Annotated in this window: 25 protein-coding genes; 13 read left to right on the top strand and 12 right to left on the bottom strand. The window is 62.1% G+C overall.

Annotated elements, in window-relative coordinates; all coding sequences use genetic code 11:
• Window positions 1-75 precede the first annotated feature (75 nt).
• Entirely contained in the window at window positions 76-1395 is a 1320-nt protein-coding gene (locus FIV38_RS30705; protein ID WP_092238433.1) for a methyl-accepting chemotaxis protein, read from the top strand.
• A gap of 18 nt (window positions 1396-1413) precedes the next feature.
• Here FIV38_RS30705 and FIV38_RS12690 read toward each other — a convergent pair whose 3' ends face one another.
• Window positions 1414-2301 carry a LysR family transcriptional regulator gene (locus FIV38_RS12690; RefSeq protein WP_092237672.1) on the bottom strand — a complete coding sequence of 296 codons (888 nt, stop codon included), beginning with the start codon at window positions 2299-2301 and terminating at the stop codon, window positions 1414-1416.
• Window positions 2302-2381: 80 nt separating this feature from the next.
• Between FIV38_RS12690 and FIV38_RS12685 the strand changes: the two genes are divergently transcribed.
• Both FIV38_RS12685 and FIV38_RS12680 read left to right on the top strand, forming a co-directional pair.
• Window positions 2382-3089, top strand: coding sequence for a CTP synthase C-terminal region-related (seleno)protein (locus FIV38_RS12685; protein WP_070996368.1), 708 nt, complete (start codon window positions 2382-2384; stop codon window positions 3087-3089).
• Window positions 3086-3412, top strand: a complete 327-nt coding sequence (locus FIV38_RS12680; protein WP_092237675.1) for an antibiotic biosynthesis monooxygenase family protein — start codon at window positions 3086-3088, stop codon at window positions 3410-3412. Before FIV38_RS12685 ends, FIV38_RS12680 begins: the two co-directional genes overlap by 4 nt.
• Window positions 3413-3519: 107 nt before the next feature.
• Here FIV38_RS12680 and FIV38_RS12675 read toward each other — a convergent pair whose 3' ends face one another.
• Entirely contained in the window at window positions 3520-3843 is a 324-nt protein-coding gene (locus FIV38_RS12675) for a DUF2025 family protein (protein WP_029294400.1), read from the bottom strand.
• A gap of 246 nt (window positions 3844-4089) precedes the next feature.
• Here FIV38_RS12675 and FIV38_RS12670 point away from each other — a divergent pair, with 246 nt between their 5' ends.
• Both FIV38_RS12670 and FIV38_RS12665 read left to right on the top strand, forming a co-directional pair.
• Window positions 4090-5217: a glycerophosphodiester phosphodiesterase gene (locus FIV38_RS12670; protein WP_029294398.1), complete on the top strand. Its 1128-nt coding sequence runs from the start codon at window positions 4090-4092 to the stop codon at window positions 5215-5217.
• A complete protein-coding gene (locus FIV38_RS12665; protein WP_092237678.1) occupies window positions 5218-5895 on the top strand; it encodes a helix-turn-helix domain-containing protein in 678 nt (225 codons plus the stop codon).
• Between the two features lie 51 nt (window positions 5896-5946).
• On the opposite strand, the gene FIV38_RS12660 is transcribed toward FIV38_RS12665, so the two are convergent.
• Window positions 5947-6828: a sterol desaturase family protein gene (locus tag FIV38_RS12660; protein WP_092237681.1), complete on the bottom strand. Its 882-nt coding sequence runs from the start codon at window positions 6826-6828 to the stop codon at window positions 5947-5949.
• A gap of 151 nt (window positions 6829-6979) precedes the next feature.
• On the opposite strand from FIV38_RS12660, the gene FIV38_RS12655 reads away from it, so the two are divergent.
• The 3 genes from FIV38_RS12655 to FIV38_RS12645 all read left to right on the top strand — a co-directional run bounded on the left by FIV38_RS12655 (window position 6980) and on the right by FIV38_RS12645 (window position 10346).
• Window positions 6980-7285 (top strand): PepSY domain-containing protein, encoded by a 306-nt coding sequence (locus tag FIV38_RS12655; protein ID WP_029294393.1) that lies wholly within the window; start codon window positions 6980-6982, stop codon window positions 7283-7285.
• A 294-nt stretch (window positions 7286-7579) separates the two neighbouring features.
• Complete coding sequence (locus FIV38_RS12650) at window positions 7580-8602, top strand: transporter (protein WP_092237684.1); 1023 nt, start codon at window positions 7580-7582, stop codon at window positions 8600-8602.
• Window positions 8603-8729: 127 nt separating this feature from the next.
• Window positions 8730-10346, top strand: a complete 1617-nt coding sequence (locus tag FIV38_RS12645; protein WP_029294389.1) for an inorganic phosphate transporter — start codon at window positions 8730-8732, stop codon at window positions 10344-10346.
• A 346-nt stretch (window positions 10347-10692) separates the two neighbouring features.
• Here FIV38_RS12645 and FIV38_RS12640 read toward each other — a convergent pair whose 3' ends face one another.
• From FIV38_RS12640 to FIV38_RS12630, 3 genes are all read right to left on the bottom strand, one after another.
• A complete protein-coding gene (locus tag FIV38_RS12640) occupies window positions 10693-11664 on the bottom strand; it encodes a 5-oxoprolinase subunit C family protein (protein ID WP_092237687.1) in 972 nt (323 codons plus the stop codon).
• Window positions 11661-12539 (bottom strand): 5-oxoprolinase subunit B family protein, encoded by an 879-nt coding sequence (locus tag FIV38_RS12635; protein ID WP_092237690.1) that lies wholly within the window; start codon window positions 12537-12539, stop codon window positions 11661-11663. The genes FIV38_RS12640 and FIV38_RS12635 overlap by 4 nt, the downstream gene beginning before the upstream one ends.
• A 152-nt stretch (window positions 12540-12691) precedes the next feature.
• Window positions 12692-13513, bottom strand: coding sequence for a 5-oxoprolinase subunit PxpA (locus tag FIV38_RS12630; RefSeq protein WP_092237693.1), 822 nt, complete (start codon window positions 13511-13513; stop codon window positions 12692-12694).
• A 119-nt stretch (window positions 13514-13632) separates the two neighbouring features.
• On the opposite strand from FIV38_RS12630, the gene FIV38_RS12625 reads away from it, so the two are divergent.
• Complete coding sequence (locus FIV38_RS12625) at window positions 13633-14550, top strand: LysR family transcriptional regulator (RefSeq protein ID WP_029296489.1); 918 nt, start codon at window positions 13633-13635, stop codon at window positions 14548-14550.
• Here FIV38_RS12625 and FIV38_RS12620 read toward each other — a convergent pair.
• Entirely contained in the window at window positions 14547-15443 is an 897-nt protein-coding gene (locus tag FIV38_RS12620) for a LysR family transcriptional regulator (RefSeq protein WP_092237696.1), read from the bottom strand. The genes FIV38_RS12625 and FIV38_RS12620 overlap by 4 nt on opposite strands.
• 123 nt (window positions 15444-15566) lie before the next feature.
• On the opposite strand from FIV38_RS12620, the gene FIV38_RS12615 reads away from it, so the two are divergent.
• Window positions 15567-16325 (top strand): SDR family NAD(P)-dependent oxidoreductase, encoded by a 759-nt coding sequence (locus FIV38_RS12615; protein WP_092237699.1) that lies wholly within the window; start codon window positions 15567-15569, stop codon window positions 16323-16325.
• 15 nt (window positions 16326-16340) lie between these two features.
• Here FIV38_RS12615 and FIV38_RS12610 read toward each other — a convergent pair whose 3' ends face one another.
• Window positions 16341-16787 (bottom strand): multidrug/biocide efflux PACE transporter, encoded by a 447-nt coding sequence (locus FIV38_RS12610; protein ID WP_092237702.1) that lies wholly within the window; start codon window positions 16785-16787, stop codon window positions 16341-16343.
• A gap of 90 nt (window positions 16788-16877) precedes the next feature.
• Between FIV38_RS12610 and FIV38_RS12605 the strand changes: the two genes are divergently transcribed.
• Window positions 16878-17732 (top strand): LysR family transcriptional regulator, encoded by an 855-nt coding sequence (locus tag FIV38_RS12605; protein ID WP_092237705.1) that lies wholly within the window; start codon window positions 16878-16880, stop codon window positions 17730-17732.
• A gap of 7 nt (window positions 17733-17739) precedes the next feature.
• Here the strand turns inward: FIV38_RS12605 and FIV38_RS12600 are convergent, their stop codons facing one another.
• Genes FIV38_RS12600 through FIV38_RS12585 form a run of 4 tightly spaced genes read right to left on the bottom strand, consistent with a single transcriptional unit; the run spans window position 17740 to window position 20283 of the window.
• Window positions 17740-18969 (bottom strand): RNA polymerase sigma factor, encoded by a 1230-nt coding sequence (locus FIV38_RS12600; protein WP_092237708.1) that lies wholly within the window; start codon window positions 18967-18969, stop codon window positions 17740-17742.
• The gene (locus FIV38_RS12595; protein ID WP_092237711.1) at window positions 18966-19442 is read right to left on the bottom strand and encodes an SRPBCC family protein; all 477 of its coding nucleotides are present in this window, start codon (window positions 19440-19442) and stop codon (window positions 18966-18968) included. The genes FIV38_RS12600 and FIV38_RS12595 overlap by 4 nt, the downstream gene beginning before the upstream one ends.
• 34 nt (window positions 19443-19476) lie before the next feature.
• The gene (locus FIV38_RS12590) at window positions 19477-19821 is read right to left on the bottom strand and encodes a YciI family protein (RefSeq protein ID WP_029296475.1); all 345 of its coding nucleotides are present in this window, start codon (window positions 19819-19821) and stop codon (window positions 19477-19479) included.
• Between the two features lie 42 nt (window positions 19822-19863).
• A complete protein-coding gene (locus FIV38_RS12585) occupies window positions 19864-20283 on the bottom strand; it encodes a YybH family protein (protein ID WP_029296473.1) in 420 nt (139 codons plus the stop codon).
• Window positions 20284-20430: 147 nt separating this feature from the next.
• On the opposite strand from FIV38_RS12585, the gene FIV38_RS12580 reads away from it, so the two are divergent.
• Both FIV38_RS12580 and FIV38_RS12575 read left to right on the top strand, forming a co-directional pair.
• Window positions 20431-20916, top strand: coding sequence for a GNAT family N-acetyltransferase (locus tag FIV38_RS12580; RefSeq protein ID WP_092237714.1), 486 nt, complete (start codon window positions 20431-20433; stop codon window positions 20914-20916).
• Window positions 20917-20936: 20 nt separating this feature from the next.
• A complete protein-coding gene (locus FIV38_RS12575) occupies window positions 20937-21542 on the top strand; it encodes a pyridoxamine 5'-phosphate oxidase family protein (RefSeq protein ID WP_092237717.1) in 606 nt (201 codons plus the stop codon).
• Window positions 21543-21641 lie beyond the last annotated feature (99 nt).

The following is a 21641-nucleotide window of genomic DNA, read 5'->3' as shown; positions in this document are numbered from 1 at the left end:
TGGGCCTGGGGCTACACGGTGAGCAAGCGCAACCATGGATTCATTCTCGCACTGTGCATCACTGAGCCCGCGACCATGCTATTTACTGCCCATAAAAAAACCATCACTACCCTGCAAGAAACGATCAGCCAACAAGCCGGCCTGCTCGATGCTCTCGAGCGCTCCATGGCCGTGATCGAGTTCGATCTACAAGGCAGCGTTTTGCGCGCCAATGACAACTTCCTCAAGACCATGGGCTACCGCGCGGATCAAGTCGTCGGCCAACCCCATCGCCTGTTTTGCACCCAGGCGTTTGCCCGCAGCGCCGATTACGGCCAATTATGGACGCAACTGCGCAACGGCCAGTTCCAGTCGGGCACCTTCGAACGCGTCGCCGCCGATGGCCACTCGGTGTGGCTGGAAGCCAGCTACAACCCGGTGCGCGATCAGGCCGGCCGAGTGGTGAAAGTCATCAAATATGCCCTGGACGTCAGCGCCAGGATGCAGGCCGAAAGCGAAGCCAATGCCAAGCTCGAGGCGATTGACCGGGCCATGGCGGTGATCGAGTTCAACCTCGATGGCACCATCATTACCGCCAACCAGAACTTCCTCCAGCGCCTGGGTTACAGCCTGTCGCAGATCCAGGGCAAACATCATCGCCTGTTCTGCAAACCGGAGCTGGCCAACAGCCAGGAATACAGCGATTTCTGGCGCCGGCTGAACCAGGGTGAATTATTCAGCGGCCAGTTCGAGCGCATCACTCACACCGGCCAGACGCTGTGGCTGGAAGCCAACTACAATCCGGTCTACGACGCCAGCGGCCGCTTGTGCAAGATTGTGAAGTTCGCGTCGGACGTCACCGCCATGGTGGAAAAACACGCCGAAGATGCCCAGAGCGCCACCCAGGCCTATCACATCTCCCTGCAGACCCGGGAGATCGCCGAAAAAGGCGCCGAGGTGATTCAGCAGACCGCCAGCGGCATCCATGACATTGCCACCGACATAGAAAGCTCATCCAGACTGATCGCCAAGTTGGGCGAGCGCTCGCAGCAGATCACCGCCATCGTCAACACCATTCGCGCGATTGCCGACCAGACCAACCTGCTGGCCTTGAATGCCGCCATTGAAGCCGCACGCGCAGGTGACCAGGGCCGCGGGTTTGCGGTGGTCGCCGATGAAGTCCGGCAACTGGCCGCCCGCACCAGCGGCTCCACGGCGGAGATTTCGAGCATGATCGAGATGATCCAGAGCGAAACCCGCCAGGCCATCGACAGCATGGACAGCACCCGCGACCGGGCCGCCCAAGGCGTGGACCTGGCCAACCAGGCCGGCACGGTGATCCTGCAGATTCGCGAAGGCACCAGTGATGCCGTGCGGGCAGTGAGTATGTTTGCCAATGACCGGGTGGGGTTGTAGAGACCGGCTTGCCGGCACCTACGAGGGGTGGCGCAAGTGCTGGCCCAGTTCATCGAACAACGTCACCACTGATCGCAGCGCCCGGCAGTCCGGGCGTGTGAGCAACCACAGGGCCGTATCATGCCCCGCGAGTGCTGGCCCCAGTGGCTGCAACCCATGGCCTTCCCCCAACAGAAAATCCGGCAGCGCCGCCACGCCCAGGCCGGCACGTACCAACTCGGTCGCGGACAACATGCTGTTGCAGCGGTAGCTGGGCCTGACGCCGGGCAAGTGCTGGCGACGCCAAGCCACGGTGGGGTGGTCGGGCAGGAAGTCATCCGGCGCGATCCAGGCCAGGCTGGCCAAGTCCTGAATGTCGTGCTGTTGTGCATAGCCGGGGCTGGCGCAGACGCGATAAGACACCGTCCCTAGGCACCGCCCCACCAAGTGCTCCGCAGGTGTGCGGGTCAGGCGCAAGGCAATGTCGGCATCGCGCCGACTGAGGTTGGCAAAGTCGTTGGACGTGCTCAGCTCCAGAGTCAGCGCCGGATAGCCCGGCATGAACCGGGCCAGGGCCGGCAGCAACAGGCCCTGCAACACCGAGTCGGTGCAGGTCAGGCGCACTGTGCCGCTGATCACCTCGCCGCCCTGCTCTACCCCAACCCGCGCAGCTTCCAACGCCTGCTCGGCACGTTCCGCCTGCTGGGCGAGTGTGGTGGCCAGGCTGGTCGGCAGGTAACCGGTACGGCTCTTTTCGAACAGCATCTGGCCCAGTGACGACTCCAGGCGCCGCACAGCCCGAAACACCGTGGACACGTCCACCCGCAGCAAGGCCGCCGCCCGGGCCAGGGTGCCACCACGCACCAGGGCAAGGACCAGCGCCAGGTCGGGATAGTCGAGTTGATAGTGCGTGGCTGCATTGAGCATGTGGAGTAACGCCAATATTGATTGCGTGAGCGCCAATCTATAGTGCGCTCCAGGACTCGACAAGCCATTGGACGCCAGCCATGAACCCCACTGCCCTGCACCTCGCCCTGATTGGCGACTACGACCCGCAAGTGACAGCACACCAAGCCATCCCGATTGCGTTGCAACAGGCCAGCGCACAGCTGGGCCTGACGATCCATGCTCAGTGGCTGGCCACTGACACTCTCCTCGACGCCCAATCCCTGCAACCCTTCGACGGATTCTGGTGCGTACCTGCCAGCCCCTATCGCGATATCGACGGTGCCTTGCGGGCGATCCGTTTTGCCCGCGAACAGCGGCGTCCTTTCCTCGGCACATGCGGCGGTTTCCAACATGCCGTGCTGGAATATGCGCGCAATGTGCTGGGCTGGGCCGATGCCGAACATGGCGAACTGGCCCCCGATGCGCCCCGTGCGGTGATCGCCCCCTTGGCATGCGCCCTGGTCGAGACCATCGCCCCGTTACGCCTAATGGCATTCACACGGATTGCCGAAGCTTACGGCACTCTTGAAATTCAAGAGGCTTATCGTTGCCGCTATGGCGTCAATCACGACTTCGAACAGGCATTGCTGGAGGACAATCTGATTGGCAGCGCCCATGACTCCACAGGCGAGGTGCGGGCGATTGAACTGCTGGACCATCCGTTTTTTGTCGCCACGCTGTTCCAGCCAGAACGCGCGGCACTCAAGGGAGCCAACGTGCCACTGGTCACGGCATGGCTCAGGGCCTGCCAGGAGCGCTCGGCATGATTGCCCAGACACCCGCCCCGCCCTATTACGCCGTGATCTTCACCTCCCTGCGCACCGACACCGATCCAGGCTACGCACAGGCCGCCGAACGCATGCTCGAACTGGCCCGCCAGCAACCGGGGTTTCTCGGTGTCGAGTCGGCCAGGGGCGAAGATGGGTTGGGCATTACCGTGTCCTACTGGGCCAGCGAGGCCGCCATCCTGGCCTGGAAACAACACACCGAGCACCGCGAAGTGCGCGAGCAAGGTAGGGCCTCCTGGTACTCAGCCTTTCACACGCGGGTATGCAAGGTGGAGCGGGCTTACGCCTTCAACGTCCTGTAGTTGCCGGGTTGAACTGGCGATCGGTGTCCCCCTGTGGGCGCTGGCTTGCCGGGGCGTTCTTGCTGGCGCCATCGCTGCAAGCCAGCGCCTACAAGGGGTGAGCGTGATCAACTGACCAGGCTGCGCACCGCGCTGATCTGCGGGATTTCAACCCGGCGCATGTACACCCGCAGCGGTTCGGTGATGTTGATCCGGTCGTCGATGTTCTGGTCCAGCAGCAGTTGGATGTGCTCGCGGGACAGGGTCATGGCCTGGTCGGCCGCGGGCTGCCAGACGAACTCGCTGGTGGGGATGATGCCGTCGTCGGCGACGTCCATGCCGAACGAGTCTTCGCTGAAACGTACGATGTACTGGCCGGTCTTGCGGTTCAGGCCGACAAAGCCGTTGAGTTGGTCGGCGGCCTGGCAGATGAGTTCTGAAGTGATGCGCATGCTAAACCTCACTGAAAAATCCCACAGGGGAAGTGAACGATGGTTTACACGCGAGGCAGAAAAGTAAGGCAATACAGGTTTCCCTCTGGCGGGGAAGCTCGGACCAAGAGTACTGCATAGCACGGCACAAAAGCGCAGAAAAATAGCGCATGCGCACGTTAATGTCGGTTTGGTGATAGCGCGATTTGCATGCAATTGTTAAAAAGGAACCCTTCTTGAAGCTACCTCCACGAAAGGACCTCGCACATGCCTGCTACGTTTACCAAGAGTGCCCTGTTGCTCGCTCTGATGATGGGCCTTGGCCACGCACAGGCTGCAAGCCCCATCAGCCCGGTTGAACTGGCGACCAAGGATGGCATTCCCCACCCTGCCGTGATCGCCCACCGAGGTGCGTCCTTCGATGCCCCGGAGTCCACGGCCGCCGCCTACAAGCTTGCCCGCGACCTGGGTGCCGACTACCTGGAACTGGATCTGCAACGCAGCAAGGACGGCGTCCTGTTCGCCTTGCATGACAACAATCTGCAACGCACCACCGACGTGGCCACCAAGTTCCCTGAGCGCAAAGACAGCCCGGCCAACGAGTTCACCTGGAAAGAACTGCAAACCCTGGATGCCGGCAGTTGGTTCAACGCCGCCTACCCGGATCGTGCGCGCCCGGGCTTTGTCGGTTTGAAAATCCTCAGCCTGGACGAAATCATCAAGATCGCCGAAGGCAACCCCCAGCACAAACCCGGCCTGTACATCGAAACCAAGGAGCCCAAGCAGTTTCCGGGGATCGAAGCCGATCTGAAAGACAAGCTGCTGGACAAGGGCTGGCTCAGTTCCGTGGGCTCCAAGCTGGGCAAGAGCAACACGGGCGTCGGCCAGGGCAAGGGCCGCGTGGTGCTGCAGACCTTCGAAACCGCCAGCCTCAAGGAACTGCAGAAAGAAATGCCCAACACCCCGAAAATCCTGCTGCTGTGGGTGGGTGAAGGCAGCATCGAGCCCAAGTCCAAGGTGACCTTCGCCGAATCCGGCGAGCCGACCAAGGCGGCCTACTATGCCAAGCAGGAACCCAAGGACGCTGCCGAATTCGAGAAGTGGGTCGATGAAGCCAAGAGCCTCGGGGCGATTGGCACCGGCCCGTCCGCACAACTGACGAACCTCGGCGACCAGAGCTATTCGGACCTGGTCAAGCCCGAGATGAACCAGCTGACCCACGACAAAGGCTTGCTGGTACACGTCTATACCGTCGATGAACCGGTGGATTTCGAGAAGGTCATGAGCGCCGGGGTCGATGGCATCTTCACCAACCGCGCCGCCGAACTGCTGAAGTTCTACAAGCGCTGGCCGTCGTCCAGCGTGCAGGACCTGCTGCAGGACAACGGTTACTGAGTGAACGAGTGGTCAGGGCAACTGTGGCTGGGCCGTGACTACGGCCTGATCCTCGGTGAGACGGGGCGCACTGCGCCCCACGCTCATTACGCCCATCAATTTATCCTGTCCTCGGAAAGTCCCGTCACCGTCAGCCTTGATGGGCACCTGCAAACGGCCTATCGCCTGTTCATCCCCTCTCGCCAGCCCCATGCCATCGTCCACGCCCCCGGCACTGTGTTGATGGCTTATGTGGAACCCGGGGCATTCGACCTCGATTCGTTGCAAAAAACCCTGGAGACGGCCGAGTTTTCCCCCGAACGCCTTGAGCAGTCTTTGCGCCAACTGCCACGTCGCCAGGCTGACGATGAGCGGGTGCAGCGCGCACTGCACACCCTTGATCAACAGTTGAACGGCAAGGTCTCGGCGCAAGCGTTGGCAGAAGCGGCGCACCTGTCGTTGAGCCAGTTGGAACGCCTGTTCGTCAGCCAACTCGGCGTGCCGGTGCGGCGCCTGGTGATGTGGCGACGCTTGCGCCTGGCCCTGGACCTGGCCCTGAACGGCCACACGTTGACACAAGCCGCCCATGGCGCGGGGTTTGCCGACTCGGCGCACTTTTCCCGGACCATGAAGCAACTGTTTGGCGTGACCGCCGGGGCCTCGTTACGCCATCTGCGGGTACACCTCCTCCCCCTGTAGGAGCGCTCGCGAAGAACTCGAGAGCACCGCATCAAACCAGACAGCTCACGCCTACATTTGGAGAGCACTTGGGACAGGCGGTTCTTTACTCAACTGGGTCGCCGTAAAGGGGTCACGCAGTTGCCCAAGATAATCCACCGGGAAATCCGGACGGCTACCAATCCCCAGGTCGCCCTCGCCCATTCGATAGTCCTCGGTGTAAAACGCAGTCCCCAACAGCCAGTCCCACAGGTTGAAAAACAAACCGAAATTCACATCCCCCGCGCGCCCGTACTTCATGTGGTGAAAGCGATGCACCGGCGCCCAGGCAAACACCCAGCGCAGCGGCCCCAGGCGCATATCGACATTGGAGTGCTGCAACAGCAACTGCACCGCAATGGCCAGCGCCAGCAACATCGCCACCTCCACTGGAATGCCCAGCAGAATCAGCGGCAGCAAACCCGCCGTAGCCTCAAGCATCTGGTGCAAGGGGTGCTTCATCAAGCCATTGAACCCATAGAGCCGCTGCACGCTGTGGTGCACCGCGTGCAAACGCCAGAGTGCGGCGATGCGGTGACTGGCGTAATGCATCAGCGTGATGCCCGCATCGGCAATCACGATGGCCAGCAGCAATTGCGCCCACAGTGGCCAGGCGCGCGGCCAGGCGCCCTCGATCGCCAGCCAGGCCGTAAGCAGCGGCAATGCCAGCAACCCCAGGGCATTCAGGCTTTCATTGACCAATGCATGGAGGACATCCCGGCGTCGGTCGCCCAGCGCGCGGTTCCACTGAGGCTCGTAGGGCAAGCACAGCTCGGCAATGAACGACACGCCGATGGCCAGCGCAAACACCGCCAGCAACCACTGCGACGCGCCAACCGTGACCAACCAAAGCCCCCCACCTATAAACCCCACCCAGAACACGGGTGCATACAGCCAAGCCAGTATCTGTTTCATGTGTGTCTCCTGAAGTTGAGACACCAGCATGAAATTTCCCGGCGCGGGGCGATTGAACAAACAACGCAAACGTCCTACACAATTAAGGGTGAATTAAGTTGCGCGGGTTAATCTGATCCCACTTAAACAGCTCACCCCAAAGGACACCACCATGAAAAACCTGACCGCTTTGTTCGCCGCTGCTGCCCTGACCCTGACTGCTGGTTTGGCCCAGGCCGATGTTCGCCCGGACCAGATTCCAAGCCTGCTGCAATCGGGTGCCGTGATGCCATTTGAAAAACTGAATGCCGCCGCCCTGGCCCAACACGCCGGCGCGACCATCAACGACACTGAGCTGGACAACGAAGCCGGTACCCTGGTCTACGAAGTGGACCTGACCGACACCACTGGCAAGAAATGGGACGTGAAGCTCGACGCCAAGACCGGCAAAGTACTGGAAAACAAGCAAGACACCTGAGTTACCCCAGCACTTCTGGTAACCGATCCAGGAAAGCCCCCCGTGTCGAGGGGGCTTGTCCCGCTGGGCTGCGCAGCAGCCCCAATAAGACCGCCGCTTTTTATCAGGCAGACCGCAGCGCCTGGGTTCAGGGCTGCTGCGCAGCCCAGCGGGGGACAAGCCCCCTCGCCACAGCACGCTAATTCACCACAACAAGCCGCCTTGCCACAGGCCGCTGTTGACTGACACAAAACTGTCAAATCCCCTTGCAATGATTGCTCGACGCGCACCTGTCGCTTTCCTCTGCGAGCCACCATGAACCACAGCATCGACCACGGCCACCAGGACTCCGACCTGTTTGGCCTGCTTTATGGTTTCCGCTTCAAGCCCGGCGAAAAAGCCGAGCAAATCGACTCAGCGACTGTGCTCAAGGCCTTGCAACAACCGGCTGATCCCGATGAGTTCCTGTGGCTGCACCTGAACCTGGCCCACGCGGCCTGCCAACGCTGGATGCAGGCCCACCTGGAACTGCCCGAAGAGTTCTTCGAGGCGCTGCACGAAGGCTCGCGCTCGACGCGCATCGAGCATGTGGACTCAGCCTTGCTGGCGGTGGTCAACGACGTGGTGTTCAACTTCAGCAGCATGATGTCATCGGACATTTCCACCTTGTGGGTCTGCGCCCGCAGCCGCCTGCTGATCAGTGCGCGCCTGCAACCCCTGCACTCGGTGGACAAGCTGCGCTCCTCGGTAAAGGCCGGCGAGCACTTTCGCTCGCCGCTGGAGCTGTTGGTGCATCTGTTGCGCGATCAAGGCGAGGTGCTGACACAGATCGTGCGCAAGACCAGCCAGAGTGTGGACCAGATCGAAGACCAGTTGCTGTCCTCGCGCCTGTCCACCAACCGCGCCGAACTGGGGGCCATGCGCCGGGTGCTGGTACGCCTGCAACGCCTGCTGGCGCTGGAGCCGGGCTCGCTGCTGCGCCTGCTCAATCGCCCGCCGCAGTGGCTGCAAAAGGAAGACGTGAAGGAGCTGCGCAAATCCACCGAAGAGTTCGCCCTGATCATCAACGACCTCACGGCCCTGGGCGAACGGATCAAGTTGTTGCAGGAAGAAATCGCCGCCAACCTCAACGAACAAAGCAACCGCACGCTGTTTACCCTGACGGTGGTGACGGTACTGGCATTGCCGATCAATATCATCGCCGGCTTCTTTGGCATGAACGTCGGTGGCGTGCCGCTCTCCCAGGACCCCGAAGGGTTCTGGATCCTGGTGGCGTTGGTGGCGACGTTCACCTTGATTGCCGGTCGATGGGCGTTTCGCAAGCGCCGGGATTACTAAGCCGGCTCCTACAGGGATTTGTGGACCGGCGGTGATCTCTATCCACCAAACACTGATTTGACGCAGCATCTCTGTAACATTCTGCAACGATCATGGGAAACATCCTCCCCACACTGGATGCTCCGGCATGGCCACCCCTTCCCTCACTGCCTCCTCCCAGGCAGGCGCCACTGACGCAAAACCGCAATTGGACAAGAAACCCGGCCTGCTCACGGTGATCGTGTTCTTCGCCGTACTCGCCATGGGCCTGTTGTTCACCGCCTACAGCCTGATGCACGACATGCAAGAGTTGGGCACGGTGGTCACCACCTGGACCCCGTTCCTGCTGCTGGGCGTGGCGTTGCTGATTGCCTTGGGGTTCGAGTTCGTCAACGGCTTCCATGACACCGCCAACGCGGTGGCGACGGTGATCTACACCAACTCGCTGCCGCCGCATTTCGCCGTGGTCTGGTCGGGGTTCTTCAACTTCCTCGGGGTGCTGCTGTCCAGTGGCGCGGTGGCCTTTGCCATCATCGCCTTGCTGCCGGTGGAGTTAATCCTGCAGGTCGGCTCATCGGCTGGTTTTGCGATGATCTTCGCCCTGCTGATCGCCGCGATCCTGTGGAACCTCGGCACCTGGTGGCTGGGCCTGCCGGCGTCGTCTTCCCATACGCTGATCGGCTCGATCATCGGTGTTGGCGTGGCCAATGCCCTGATGCACGGCCGCGACGGCACCAGCGGCGTGGACTGGGCGCAAGCGATCAAGATCGGCTACGCGCTGCTGCTGTCGCCACTGATCGGCTTCGGCTTTGCAGCCCTGCTGTTGCTGGCACTGCGGGCCTTTGTGAAAAACCGCTCGCTGTACAAGGCCCCCAAGGGCAACACCCCGCCGCCCTGGTGGATTCGCGGCATGCTGATCGTGACCTGCACCGGCGTATCCTTTGCCCACGGCTCCAACGATGGCCAAAAAGGCATGGGCCTGATCATGTTGATCCTGGTGGGCACCCTGCCCATGGCCTACGCCTTGAACCGCACCATGCCGGCCGATCAATCCCTGCAATTTGCCGCGGTGGCAGAAGTCACCCAGCAAGCCCTGGTCAAGAGCGCACCGCAGGCGGCGCCGGCCGACCCGCGACCGACGCTGTCGACCTACGTGCGCACCAAGGACGTCACGCCCGAGTTGATCCCCGCCCTCGCCGCCCTGACCGGGCACATCGGTGAACAAGTGAAAGGCTACGGCTCCCTGGCCAAAGTGCCCGCCGAGGCCATGGGCAACGTGCGTAACGACATGTACCTGACCAGCGAAACCATTCGCCTGATGGACAAGGGCAAGGTCGGCCATTTCGATGCTGACACCCAAGGCAAGCTGCAACTGTTCAAGCAACAGATCGACAACGCCACGCGCTTCATCCCGCTGTGGGTGAAGATCGCCGTGGCCATCGCCCTGGGCCTGGGCACCATGGTCGGCTGGAAACGCATCGTGGTGACCGTCGGCGAGAAAATCGGCAAGACCCACCTGACCTACGCCCAGGGCGCCTCGGCGGAAACCGTGGCCATGCTGACCATTGGCGCCGCAGACATGTTCGGCTTGCCGGTATCCACCACCCATGTGCTGTCCTCGGGCGTGGCCGGGACCATGGTCGCCAATGGCGGCGGCTTGCAGATGAAGACCATCCGCAATTTGTTGATGGCCTGGGTACTGACGTTGCCGGCGGCGATTGTGCTGTCGGGTAGCTTGTACTGGTTGTTCACCCAACTCTTCTGACCCTGCCCCCCAAAACTCTGTAGGAGCTGAGATCCTGGCAGAGAGGGCTGTTGTGGCGAGCGGGCTTGTCGGAACGCCGCATCGCCCGCGCTGGGCTGCGAAGCAGCCCCAGTGAGCCGAGTGCGGTGTATCAGATACTCCGTAGCGGCTGGTTTTTTGGGCTGCTTCGCAGCCCAGCGCGGGCGATGCGGCGTTCCGACAAGCCCGCTCGCCACAGGGGAGGTCGTCAGTATCTGAAAGTTGTGTAGAGACCGATGCAGCGGTGAGGGCATAACATTCAACACCTCTGTTGACGGTTACACCGCTATCGCCGTCAAGCCGGCTTCTACAGGTTCGATTGGGGGAGTCAGGCGAACAACCCGGCCATCGCTTTGAGCCGCTTCTTGTACACCCGCCGCGCTTGCAGCGCTTCTTCCAACGTCACCGCGACAAACCCCGCGCGCTGGTTAGGCTGCATCTGCCCGATCAGATCCAGGTCGGCGCTGATCACCGTGCCGATCATCGCGTAGCCGCCGCCGGATACGGCATCGCGGTGCAGCACGATGGGTTCCAGGCCGGCCGGGACCTGGATCGAGCCGATGGGGTAGCAGCTGTCGACGATGTTCGATGGGTCAGAGCCTGCGCCAAACGGTTGCTGCCGCGGCTGGAAGCTCAAGGCACTGCCGCCCTTGAAGCGGTAGCCGATCCGGTCGGCTTCGGAGCCCACGGTCCAGGGTTCGGCGAAAAAGCTGCTTTTGGCCTCGGGCGTCAGGCGCTCGTAATACAAGCCCGGCACCACACGCAATGTCACATCGCCGCCCACCGAGCGACGCAGGGCCATCGGCAAACTGTTGCCGGCCCGGCCTTGCCCGCGGCTCTCGCCGATAGGCAACACATCACCCTCCTGCAAGCGCCGCCCATGAAACCCGCCCAACCCACCCAAGGTGTAGGTGGAGCGACTGCCCAGCACCAGCGGCACGTCGATCCCCCCGGCCACCGCCAGATAGGTCCGCGCACCGGCCACCGGAAACTCAAAGCGCAGCACCTGCCCGGCACGCACCTGGAACGCCGTGTCCTGGTGCACCACTTCACCGTCCAGGCGCGGCGACATCAGCGCGCCGCTCAACGCCACCAACCCATCCTGTTGAAACTCCAGCTCCGGGCCGATCAGCGTGCATTCCAACCCCGCCGCGCCCGCCGGGTTGCCCACCAGGTGGTTGGCCGCACTCAAGGCGTACTGGTCCAGGGCGCCGGACGGCGGGATTCCCAAGTGGTAAAAGCCTTCGCGCCCCAGGTCCTGCACGGAAGTCGCCAGGCCAGGCTTGAGCACCTTGATCATAGGAGCGCCTCCTGCAGGGTTTTCGGATAGCCGATCGGGTCGGCAAAAAAAGCATCCAGGGAGAACTCCACCGGCCGAATGCGCAAGTCAAAACGTCCGGCTTCTACCTCGGCCACCGCCAGGTCGTAGGCATCCCGGTCGATGGGCTTGAACTGCACGATATCGCCTGGGCGGAAGAACACCATGTGCTCCTTGAGGTAGGCCAACTGCTGGGCCGGGTCGTAGATCGGCGCCGGGGTCACGCCAAACATCTGGTAGCCGCCGGCACCGCGCACTGAGTAGATACAACCAAAACAGCCGCCATGGCCAAGTGTCAGCTTCGGCGTGTCGGTGCGTGGGCGCAGGTATTTGGGCACCTGCAACTGGCGCTCGCGCTCGACCATCTGGAACATGAACGGCAGGCCGGCCACAAAGCCGACCATCGACACAAACCACGGCGCGCCACTGTGGGCAGCAACAAACGCCTCGACATCCGCCAGGCCATTGACCCGCGCCGCGTACTCCAGGTCCGTGCCAGTGGGGTCTTGATGACGGTCGCGAAAACGCATCAGGGTTTCATGGGTCCAGGGGTCGTTGTACAGCACCGGGATCTCGATGATGCGTGTATGCAAGGTACGTTCGGCCACCGCTTGGGCCTCGGCGGTTTGCACCGCGTCGAGCAGCACATGGGGGGCGATCAGGTCCGGGTCGAAGCGGATCTGGAACGAGGCATTGGCCAGGCAGATATCCAGCACGCCGGGCAGTTCCAGGCGCTGCACCGCACGGGTGACAGCCATGCCTTTGAAGAACGCCTCCAGGGACATGCTTTCGCTGACCTCGGCGAACAAATGCTCATCGGCGCCAAAGCTGTAGCGAATCGGGGATGTTTGAGCCATGTCTGTTCCTCTTGGAATCATTGTAGAAAGGCAGGCAAAAAAACCATGTAGATGGCGGGATTCTTGTGGCGAGCGGGCTTGCCCCGCGCTGGGGTGCGAAGCAGCCCCAACAAGGCCAATGATTTCTATCAGAGAGATCCGGGGGGCAGGGTTTAGGGCTGCTTCGCACCCCAGCGCGGGGCAAGCCCGCTCGCCACAACAAGCCCGCTCGCCACAGAAAGCCCGCTTGCCACGGTGATGCCCGCCTGGTCCAGGGCTGTGCGGGTCGCTTCCACCAGATCCAGGGCGCCCGGTGTATCGCTGTGCAAGCAGATGGAATCGAATTCGATAAACAGGTCTTCGCCTTCGACGGTGCGCACCAAGCCGGTCTGGCAGGCACGCAGCACCCGCGCTGCCACCGTTGCGGGGTCCAGGGCGCGTACGTTGCGGGTAAACACAATGGAACCAGACAGATCGTACTCACGGTCGGCATAAAACTCGCGAACCACCGGCTGCCCCAGCTCCTTGGCAATGCGCCAGATCACCGAACCGGGCATGCAATACAGCAGCAGTTCAGGCTCCAGGCGCTGCAGGTTTTCTACCAGCAGCCGTGCGGCCTCTTCGTCCCGGGCCAGGTGCATGTACAGCGCGCCATGGGGCTTGATGTGCTGCAAGGTCACGCCCTGCACCCGCGCCAATTCGCGCAGGGCACCCAGTTGGTAGAGCATGTCGTCTACCAGTTCCTGGGCCGGGGCGTTGATATGGCGGCGGCCAAACCCCACCAGGTCGCGAAAGCCCGGGTGCGCGCCGATGGCTACGCCCAAGGCCTTGGCGCGCTCGATGGTGCGGCGCATGGTGCCGGGGTCGCCAGCATGGAAGCCGGTGGCCACGTTGGCGGAGCTGATAAACGCCATCAGTTCGTGATCCACACCGTCGCCGATGGTCCAGGGGCCAAAGCTTTCGCCCATGTCCGAGTTGAAATCCACTGTTTGCATCGGGGCCTGCTCCGCAAGAGTTCGTGCCATCGAAAATAGGCCGGCCCTTGATCCCTTGGGAAGATCTATTATCAGATAGGGTATCTTCTGAAAATCAGATACCACGACGAGCAATCTGTATGTCCTTGACGTTGCGCCAGGTTCGTTACTTTGTCGCCACCGCCGAAATCGGCCAGATTTCCCAGGCGGCGATCCACCTGAACATCTCCCAGTCGGCGGTGACCACCGCGATCAAGGAACTGGAAGCCATGCTCGGTGCCCAGCTGTTTGTGCGCTCGGCCCAGGGCATGAACCTGACCGATGCCGGGCGGCATTTTCTCAACCGCGCCTATGTGATTGTGCGCAGTGTCGACGACGCGCTGAACAGTCCGCTGCCAGACTACCGCGCCAGTGGCGTGCTGCGGGTTGCGGCCAGTTACACGGTGTTGGGTTACTTCCTGCCGCACCACCTGCAACGCATGGAACACTGGCATCCGGACGTGACCATCGAGGTCTTCGAGCAAGAGCGCCAGGCGATCGAACAAGGGTTGCTGGATGGCCAGTTCGATATGGCCGTGGTGCTCACCGCCAACCTGACCCACCCGGATATCGTCTCGCAGATCCTGTTCAATTCCGAACGCCGCCTGTGGCTGCCCAGCCACCACCCGCTGTGCGAACGCCGTGCGGTGAGCCTGGCCGATGTGGCGCGCGAGCCCTATATCCTGCTGACCGTGGATGAGGCAGAACAAAGTGCCATGCGCTACTGGGAACAGGCCGGGCAAGCGCCCAAGGTGCGGCTGCGCACCAGTTCGGTAGAAGCGGTGCGCAGTATGGTAGCCAATGGCAGCGGCGTGGCGATTCTGTCCGACCTGGTGCACCGCCCCTGGTCTTTGGAAGGCAAGCGCATCGAGACCCTGAGCGTGACCGACAAGGTCACGCCCATGAGCGTCGGCCTGGCCTGGCACCGCGAACGCGCGTTCACCCCGGCGATGCAAGCATTGCGCGACTACTTCCACGACGCCTTCCTCGCGCCCCAGCAATTATCCACACGCCGTTAAAGCAGGCCCTTCAAGGTGGCCGCCAACCAGTCCATCAGCACCCGCACCCGCAGCGGCAAGTGCCGCTGGCCGGCATACAACATCGACACATCCAGCGCGGGCGCGGGGTAGTCGGGGAGCACCGCCACCAACTCGCCCTTTTCGAGCAATTCGCGGATGCCCAGCCCCGGCACCTGAATGATCCCGAAACCGGCGAGGCACGCCGACTGGTACGCGTCTGTGCTGCTGACCGTGACCCGCCCGGCCATGGCAATGCGCTGCACCTTGTTGCCCTGCGCATACTCAAAACCCGCTGAACGCGCACCCAGCGGCCGCACGTAGTGCACCAACTGATGCGCGGCCAGGTCGGCCAGGGTCTTGGGTTCGCCATAGCGTTGCAGGTAGCCGGGGCTTACGCAGTTGATCATCGGCATGCTGCATAACAGCCGTGCGACCACCGACTGGTCCGGCTGTACGCCCACGCGCAGCACACAATCAAAGCCTTCGGCCAGGAGGTCGACCTGACGGTCAGAGCTGCTGATTTCCAACTCGATCAAGGGATGCCGATCCATAAACTCCGGCAGGCGCGGCACGATCACCTTGCGTGCCATCACATTGGGCATGTCGATACGGATCCGCCCGGTCAATTGCGCCTCATCCTGGCGAAACAGCCCTTCCAGCTCCTCCATATCGGCCAGCAGGTCCTTGCTGCGCTCATACAGCACCCGCCCGTCCTGGGTGGCCTGCACCTTACGTGTGGTGCGCTGCAACAGACGCGTGCCCAACAGGTCTTCCAAGGCGCGCACCTGCTCGGATACGGTCGAGCGCGGCAGCCCCAGGCTATCGCCGGCCTGGGTGAAGCTCGACAGCTCGGTGACGCGAACAAAGGTGCGCAACAACTCCAGCTTGTTCATGGTGGTGACCCGTGATTGTTCGTCTGATCCGACCAGTGATTCCGGATTAGCCATGTTTATCACGTATTGCCCGGACAAATACACTCAGTCCCAGCGTTACCCACCCGCTCCGAGGATTGCACCATGACCCGTAAAATCGCACTGATCACCGGCGCCAGCCGTGGCTTGGGCAAAAGCACCGCCCTGCACCTGGCCGCCCAAGGCATCGACATTATCGGCACCTACTACAGCAAGGCCGAGGAGGCCCAGGCGGTCGTGGCGCAGATTGAACAACTCGGTGGCCGCGCCGCCATGTTGCAATTGGATGTGAGCAAAAGCGCCACGTTCGACGGCTTCGTCGGCGAAGTTGGCCGCACGCTGAAGGAAGTTTTCGCACAGCAACAGTTCGATTTCCTGATCAACAACGCCGGTATCGGCACCCATGCCAGCTTTGTCGAGACCACCGAAGAACAGTTCGACCAAATGGTCGCGATCCACCTCAAGGGCCCGTTTTTCCTGACCCAGAAGCTGCTCGCGCGGATCGTCGATGGCGGGCGCATCATCAATATTTCCAGCGGCCTGGCGCGTTTCAGCCTGCCGGGCTATGCCGCCTACGCCTCAATGAAAGGCGCGGTGGAAGTACTGACCCGCTACCAGGCCAAGGAGTTGGGTGCACGAGGGATCAGCGTCAACACGCTCGCCCCTGGCGCCATTGAAACCGACTTCGGCGGCGGCGCGGTGCGCGATAACGCAGGGATCAATGCCTTTGTCGCCAGCAACACGGCCCTGGGTCGGGTCGGCCTGCCGGACGACATTGGCGGGGCGATCTCCACGCTGCTGGCCGATGGCAGCAAGTGGATCAACGGGCAACGCATCGAGGCGTCGGGTGGGATGTTCGTCTGACGGCCCGCGTCATCGTTAACGTCCTTCGCGAGCGAGCTCGCTTCTGCACAGGAATTTTTCCCGCAGCACGTCGTAGACCCAGTGGTACACATAGGTGTACGGCAGGAAGAACAACAGCACGCCGATATCCAGGATAAACGCCTGCATCAGGCTGATATTCAGCCACGCGGCAATCAGCGGCACGGCAAACAGAATCAGCCCGCCCTCGAACAGCAGGGCGTGGATGACCCGGGTCTTGACGCTGTTGGCCAGTTGCAGGCGCACCTTGAGGCGGTCGAACACGCTGTTGAAAATCATATTCCACGTCAGCGCCAACAAACTGATGGCCAGGGTCACCGCGCCCATTTCCAGGGCCGGCCGGCCGGTGATCCAGACGAGCAACGGGGTACAGATCAGCAAGGCCAGGCCTTCGAAGCCAAGGGCCTGGAAAACACGTTCGGTGACGGACTTGGTGGTGTTCATAAGTGTGGCTCTGGGAATGTCTTGGGTTGCCATTATCGATCCCCCACTCGATACTTAATAATCAATAACCATCGATCAAGGCGATAGATGATGGCTTCGCATGAAGTGTTGCAAGCGTTTGTGCAAGCGGCGACCCAAGGCTCGTTTTCGGCGGCGGCGCGCAAACTGGGCAAGAGCCAATCAACGGTCAGCGCCGCAGTGGCCAGCCTGGAGATTGATCTGGACGTGGTGCTGTTCGACCGCAGCAGCCGCAAACCCACCCTGACTCCGGCCGGGCATGTGCTGCTGCAACGGGCCGAACACGTGCTGGAGGCCAGCAGCCGCCTGGAGCTTGCCGCCAGCCAGTTGTCCCAGGGGCTGGAGCCCAAGCTCAGTATTGCCATGTCCGATACTTATCAGTCGGGACGCTTCGAAACCCTGCTCAGCACCCTGGAACAACGCTATCCAGACCTGGAGCTGGAGTGGCTGATTGCCGAATGCGAAGACCTCATCGCCCTGGTGCAAAGCGGGCGGGCGCAGCTCGCGTTTATCGAGGCCCAGGAGGTCTACCCGCCAGACCTGACCCATGCCACCGTCGATGAGGGCGCGCAACTGGCGCTGTTTGTGTCCCCGCGGCATGCACTGGCCAGCCTCGATCCCATCAATCAGCAAAGCCTGCAACAACATCGCGAGCTGCGCCTGGCAAGCATCATCAACCCCAATGAAAACCGGCAGACCGGCCGAGTGTGGTCCGCCCCCAGCTTTTTGATGCTGATGGAAATGGCCATCCTCGGTTTTGGCTGGGCAGCCTTGCCGCGCTGGTTGGTGGAGCGCTTTGCCAATGGTCAGTTGGTGGAGCTCAAGGCTCGCGGCTGGCCACGCTCGGTGGCCGTGGATGCCTTATGGTCACGGCAACACCCGCCAGGCCCGGCGGGGAGCTGGCTGCTGGAAAAAATGCTCGAATAACCGGCTCCTACAAGGAGGTGTCGGTGCAGGTGGCCAGGCGACGTTCGATGAAGCGTTTTTCCGGGGTTTGATGGGTCAGGGCCAGGGCTTTTTCGTAGGCCTGGCGCGCCTCTTTCATACGCCCCAATTGCCGACAGAACTCCCCACGCGCCGAATGCGCCAGGTGGTAGTCCAGCAACTCGCCACGCGCCAGGATTCCCTCCACTTGCTGCAACCCCGCCAAGGGCCCATCGCGCATGGCCAAGGCAGCAGCGCGGTTGAGTTCGATCACCGGCGACGGCAGCATCCTCAGCAACACGTCATACAAACCAATAATCTGTGGCCAATCCGTCTGCGCCGCGCTCGGCGCCTCGGCATGCACCGCCGCAATCGCCGCTTGCAGGCAGTAAGGGCCAAAGCGCCGGGTGGCGAGGGCCTGCTGCACCAACCCGCAGCCTTGGGCAATCAACCCTGCATCCCACAGCGTGCGGTCCTGTTCATCCAGCAGCACCAGTTCAGCGGCAGGTGATAACCGGGCCGGGCGCCGGGACTCGTGGAGCAGCATCAAGGCCAGCAGGCCCATGACTTCCGGTTCCGGCAACAACTCCAACAGCAGATGGCCCAGGCGTATGGCCTCGCGGGTCAAGTCATCACGGGTCAGGTCGGCGCCCATGGACGCCGAATAGCCCTCGTTGAACACCAGGTAAATCACCCGCAGTACGCTGTCCAGGCGTTCGGGCAACTCCGCCAGGGCAGGCACTTGATAGGGAATCCTCGCTTCGCGGATCTTGCCCTTGGCGCGCACGATGCGTTGGGCGATGGTGGCCGGCGTGACCAGGAAAGCCCGGGCAATTTCCTCGGTGGTGAGGTCACAAATCTCACGCAGGGTCAGCGGCACCTGGGCATCCGCCGCCAGCGCCGGGTGGCAGCACGTGAAGATCAGGCGCAGGCGGTCGTCTTCCACGTCTTCGGTACTCCAGTCAGCCGCTTGCAGCGCATCGGCCTGCTCCTGCAGCAACGGGGTGAAGCGGGCCTGGCGACGCAGACGGTCGATGGCCTTGAAGCGCCCGGTCGAGACCAGCCACGCCCGCGGGTTGTCAGGCACCCCCTCCTGCTGCCAGCGCTCGACCGCGACGAAGAACGCCTCATGCAGGGCTTCTTCGGCGAGGTCGAAATCCCCCAGCAGGCGAATCAACGTCGCCAGGATGCGCCGGGACTCGCTGCGGTAGATCGCCTCGACCTGGTCTCTGACGGTCAATCGCGCAGGCTCTGGGTCACCAGGCTCACCAACCGATCCAGGCTCTCGCCCCAGCCCTGATGAAAGCCCATGGCTTCATGGGCCTGCTTGTCGGCTTCGCTCCAGTGCATGGCGCGGGCGGTGTAGCGGGTCTTGCCCTCGACCTCCTCGAAGGTCACTTCGGCGCTCATGAACGGCTTGCCCGATGGAATCCAACCCGGCAGGAATGCATCGGTAAACACCAGCCGGCGCGGCGCGTCGATCTCCAGGAATACGCCCTGGGTCGGATACTCGCTGCCATCCGGCGCGCGCATCAGGGTGCGAAACAGACCACCGACCCACAGGTCCATTTCGCACTCCGGCGTGGTCATGCCGTGGGGGCCCCACCATTGCTGCAACAAGGCCGGCTCGGTCCAGGCGCGAAACACCCGGCTCGGTGGCGCGTCGATCACGCGGCTGATGGACAGTTCGAATGCAGCAGGTTGAGTGTTCATTGGGTAAACCTCCTGAGTCTTATGATTGTTGGGTTCAGAGATTCAATTCACGCACGGGGCGCACTTCCACACTGCCGACCCGCGCCGCCGGGATACCACCGGCTACCTGCAGCGCCTCATTCAAGTCCTTGGCCTCAATCAGGTAGAAGCCGGCAAGCTGCTCCTTGGTTTCGGCGAACGGCCCATCGGTGATCGACAGCTTGCCGTTGCGCATGCGTACGGTGGTGGCCGTGCTCACCGGCTCCAGGGCCTGCGCCGCGAGCATGCGGCCACTGGCGTGGATCGCTTCGGCGTAGGCGTGGCATTCCGGGTCCTTGGGGCTGTCGGGCAGGCTGTGCAGCAAGGCTTCGGCGCTGTAGACCAGGCACAGGTATTTCATGGCGTTCTCCGTTTGCGGACTACTGACTATAGTTGGCGGCGATCAAGGTTTCAGGTCGAACAGACCGGCGCCGGTTTCCATATCGAACGGTGCAGACCAGTGCTCATGCACCACCTGCCATTGCCCGTTGGTCCGCTGATAACCGGCGGTGACGCGCATCCAGCAGGTCTTGAGCACGCCGTCTGGCCCCGAACCACCACAGTGCGCGAGCCAATGGGCAAAGGCGCTGTTTTCGGCGGCGACGATATGCAGCTCATGGAACTCAAAGATTCCGGGGCCCGGGCAAGACTCCATGCAGGCCTGCCAATGGGCGCGGTAGGCTGCCTTGCCTTTGAACTGCAGGGCATTGACGGCATCGAACGCGACGATATCGTCGGCGTAAAAGCTGACAATCTGCTGGATATCCTTAGCGATGACTGCTTGTTTCCATTGCTCGATCAGGCTATTGATTGCGTTGTTCATGGCGATGCTCCTCGGGGTACAAATCACGGAAGACACCTTTGGTCGAATGCCCCGCCGGCAAATCGACAAGCCTGCGAAAAATAATTTCGCCGAGGGTAAAGCCGCTAGAATTCGCGACTTCCCTGTAGGACTTCGGATACCTGCCCGATGGAAACCCGCCTCGCGCCCTATGAGACGCTGACCGCTGTCCAGCAACAGCAACTCGCCACTCTGGAAGTCCACCCCGAGCAACTGCCCTATAGCGGCGATATCTACTGCGCGCTGAACAGCCTGCAGGTCAACCCCAGCCCCGGCATCAAGGGCTTCGCCCTGCTGGCCGACGACATTCCCGTAGCCTTCCTGCTACTCAAGCGCCCGCCCTGCCTGCCCCATTGGGCCAGCGAACACAGCGCCACCCTGCACGCCCTGCAAGTCGATCGCCACCAACAAGGCCGGGGCTTGGGCAAAGCCTGCCTGCAAGCCCTGCCCGCCGCCGCCCGCCAGGCCTGGCCGCAGATCACCGCCCTGGAGTTGTCGGTGGACAGCGACAATGTGGCGGCGATGAGCTTGTACTTGCAGCAAGGCTGGGTAGACCGGGGCGAGGCGTATAAGGGGCGGGTTGGCTATGAGCGACGGTTGTCGCTACTGTTCTGACGACGCACAAGGAGACTCCCATGCTAACCAGCCTCGAACAGCTCGAAACCCTTTACGGCAAGCCCCACGAGCGCGCCGTGCACAAGGAAATCGGATTTCTCAATGAGGATTACCAGGCGATGGTGAAAGCCTCGCCGCTGGTGATTGTCAGTTCTTGCGGGCCTGATGGCCTCGACGGCTCGCCTCGGGGCGATGTGCCGGGGTTTGTGCGCATCATCGATGAGCGCACCCTGGCGATTCCGGATCGGCCGGGCAATAACCGGCTCGATACCTTGCGCAACCTGCTGGTGGACCCGCGCATCGCCTTGCTGTTTATCATCCCGGGGATCGGTGAGACGTTGCGGGTCAATGGGCGGGCGCAGATCTCCATCGAGCCTCAGTTGCTGGAAAGCTTTGCGGTGAATGGCAAGCCAGCGCGGTCGGTGATTGTGGTGCAGGTGGACGCTGCGTATTTCCACTGCTCCAAAGCCTTTGTGCGCTCGGACTGCTGGAACCCGGACAAGCATCTGCAGCGCACGGCGCTGCCATCAGCGGGCGCCATTCACAAGCGTTTGAATGATGGGCAGTTCGATGCCGAGGCCTATGACCGGGAGATGCCGGAGCGGGTAAAGAACAGTCTCTATTGAACGACTGCAACTCCATACAAAACCTGAGCTGTCTACTGTCAGCTTTCACAGCTATACAGGCTTTCGCCCTGGGTTTTTACTGAACTACCAAGGTTGTCG

This window comes from Pseudomonas proteolytica (assembly GCF_007858275.1).
GTDB classification, from domain to species: Bacteria; Pseudomonadota; Gammaproteobacteria; order Pseudomonadales; family Pseudomonadaceae; genus Aquipseudomonas; species Aquipseudomonas proteolytica.
This window is presented reverse-complemented; position numbering and strand designations above follow the sequence as displayed.

What these genes read in the sequence shown, in the direction of transcription:
- FIV38_RS30705 (WP_092238433.1), top strand. Translation starts at nt 76, where the DNA reads ATGCTATTTACTGCCCATAAAAAAACCATCACTACCCTGCAAGAAACG.
- FIV38_RS12690 (WP_092237672.1), bottom strand. Translation starts at nt 2,301, where the DNA reads ATGCTCAATGCAGCCACGCACTATCAACTCGACTATCCCGACCTGGCG.
- FIV38_RS12685 (WP_070996368.1), top strand. Translation starts at nt 2,382, where the DNA reads ATGAACCCCACTGCCCTGCACCTCGCCCTGATTGGCGACTACGACCCG.
- FIV38_RS12680 (WP_092237675.1), top strand. Translation starts at nt 3,086, where the DNA reads ATGATTGCCCAGACACCCGCCCCGCCCTATTACGCCGTGATCTTCACC.
- FIV38_RS12675 (WP_029294400.1), bottom strand. Translation starts at nt 3,843, where the DNA reads ATGCGCATCACTTCAGAACTCATCTGCCAGGCCGCCGACCAACTCAAC.
- FIV38_RS12670 (WP_029294398.1), top strand. Translation starts at nt 4,090, where the DNA reads ATGCCTGCTACGTTTACCAAGAGTGCCCTGTTGCTCGCTCTGATGATG.
- FIV38_RS12660 (WP_092237681.1), bottom strand. Translation starts at nt 6,828, where the DNA reads ATGAAACAGATACTGGCTTGGCTGTATGCACCCGTGTTCTGGGTGGGG.
- FIV38_RS12655 (WP_029294393.1), top strand. Translation starts at nt 6,980, where the DNA reads ATGAAAAACCTGACCGCTTTGTTCGCCGCTGCTGCCCTGACCCTGACT.
- FIV38_RS12650 (WP_092237684.1), top strand. Translation starts at nt 7,580, where the DNA reads ATGAACCACAGCATCGACCACGGCCACCAGGACTCCGACCTGTTTGGC.
- FIV38_RS12645 (WP_029294389.1), top strand. Translation starts at nt 8,730, where the DNA reads ATGGCCACCCCTTCCCTCACTGCCTCCTCCCAGGCAGGCGCCACTGAC.
- FIV38_RS12640 (WP_092237687.1), bottom strand. Translation starts at nt 11,664, where the DNA reads ATGATCAAGGTGCTCAAGCCTGGCCTGGCGACTTCCGTGCAGGACCTG.
- FIV38_RS12635 (WP_092237690.1), bottom strand. Translation starts at nt 12,539, where the DNA reads ATGGCTCAAACATCCCCGATTCGCTACAGCTTTGGCGCCGATGAGCAT.
- FIV38_RS12630 (WP_092237693.1), bottom strand. Translation starts at nt 13,513, where the DNA reads ATGCAAACAGTGGATTTCAACTCGGACATGGGCGAAAGCTTTGGCCCC.
- FIV38_RS12625 (WP_029296489.1), top strand. Translation starts at nt 13,633, where the DNA reads ATGTCCTTGACGTTGCGCCAGGTTCGTTACTTTGTCGCCACCGCCGAA.
- FIV38_RS12620 (WP_092237696.1), bottom strand. Translation starts at nt 15,443, where the DNA reads ATGAACAAGCTGGAGTTGTTGCGCACCTTTGTTCGCGTCACCGAGCTG.
- FIV38_RS12615 (WP_092237699.1), top strand. Translation starts at nt 15,567, where the DNA reads ATGACCCGTAAAATCGCACTGATCACCGGCGCCAGCCGTGGCTTGGGC.
- FIV38_RS12610 (WP_092237702.1), bottom strand. Translation starts at nt 16,787, where the DNA reads ATGAACACCACCAAGTCCGTCACCGAACGTGTTTTCCAGGCCCTTGGC.
- FIV38_RS12605 (WP_092237705.1), top strand. Translation starts at nt 16,878, where the DNA reads ATGGCTTCGCATGAAGTGTTGCAAGCGTTTGTGCAAGCGGCGACCCAA.
- FIV38_RS12595 (WP_092237711.1), bottom strand. Translation starts at nt 19,442, where the DNA reads ATGAACACTCAACCTGCTGCATTCGAACTGTCCATCAGCCGCGTGATC.
- FIV38_RS12590 (WP_029296475.1), bottom strand. Translation starts at nt 19,821, where the DNA reads ATGAAATACCTGTGCCTGGTCTACAGCGCCGAAGCCTTGCTGCACAGC.
- FIV38_RS12585 (WP_029296473.1), bottom strand. Translation starts at nt 20,283, where the DNA reads ATGAACAACGCAATCAATAGCCTGATCGAGCAATGGAAACAAGCAGTC.
- FIV38_RS12580 (WP_092237714.1), top strand. Translation starts at nt 20,431, where the DNA reads ATGGAAACCCGCCTCGCGCCCTATGAGACGCTGACCGCTGTCCAGCAA.
- FIV38_RS12575 (WP_092237717.1), top strand. Translation starts at nt 20,937, where the DNA reads ATGCTAACCAGCCTCGAACAGCTCGAAACCCTTTACGGCAAGCCCCAC.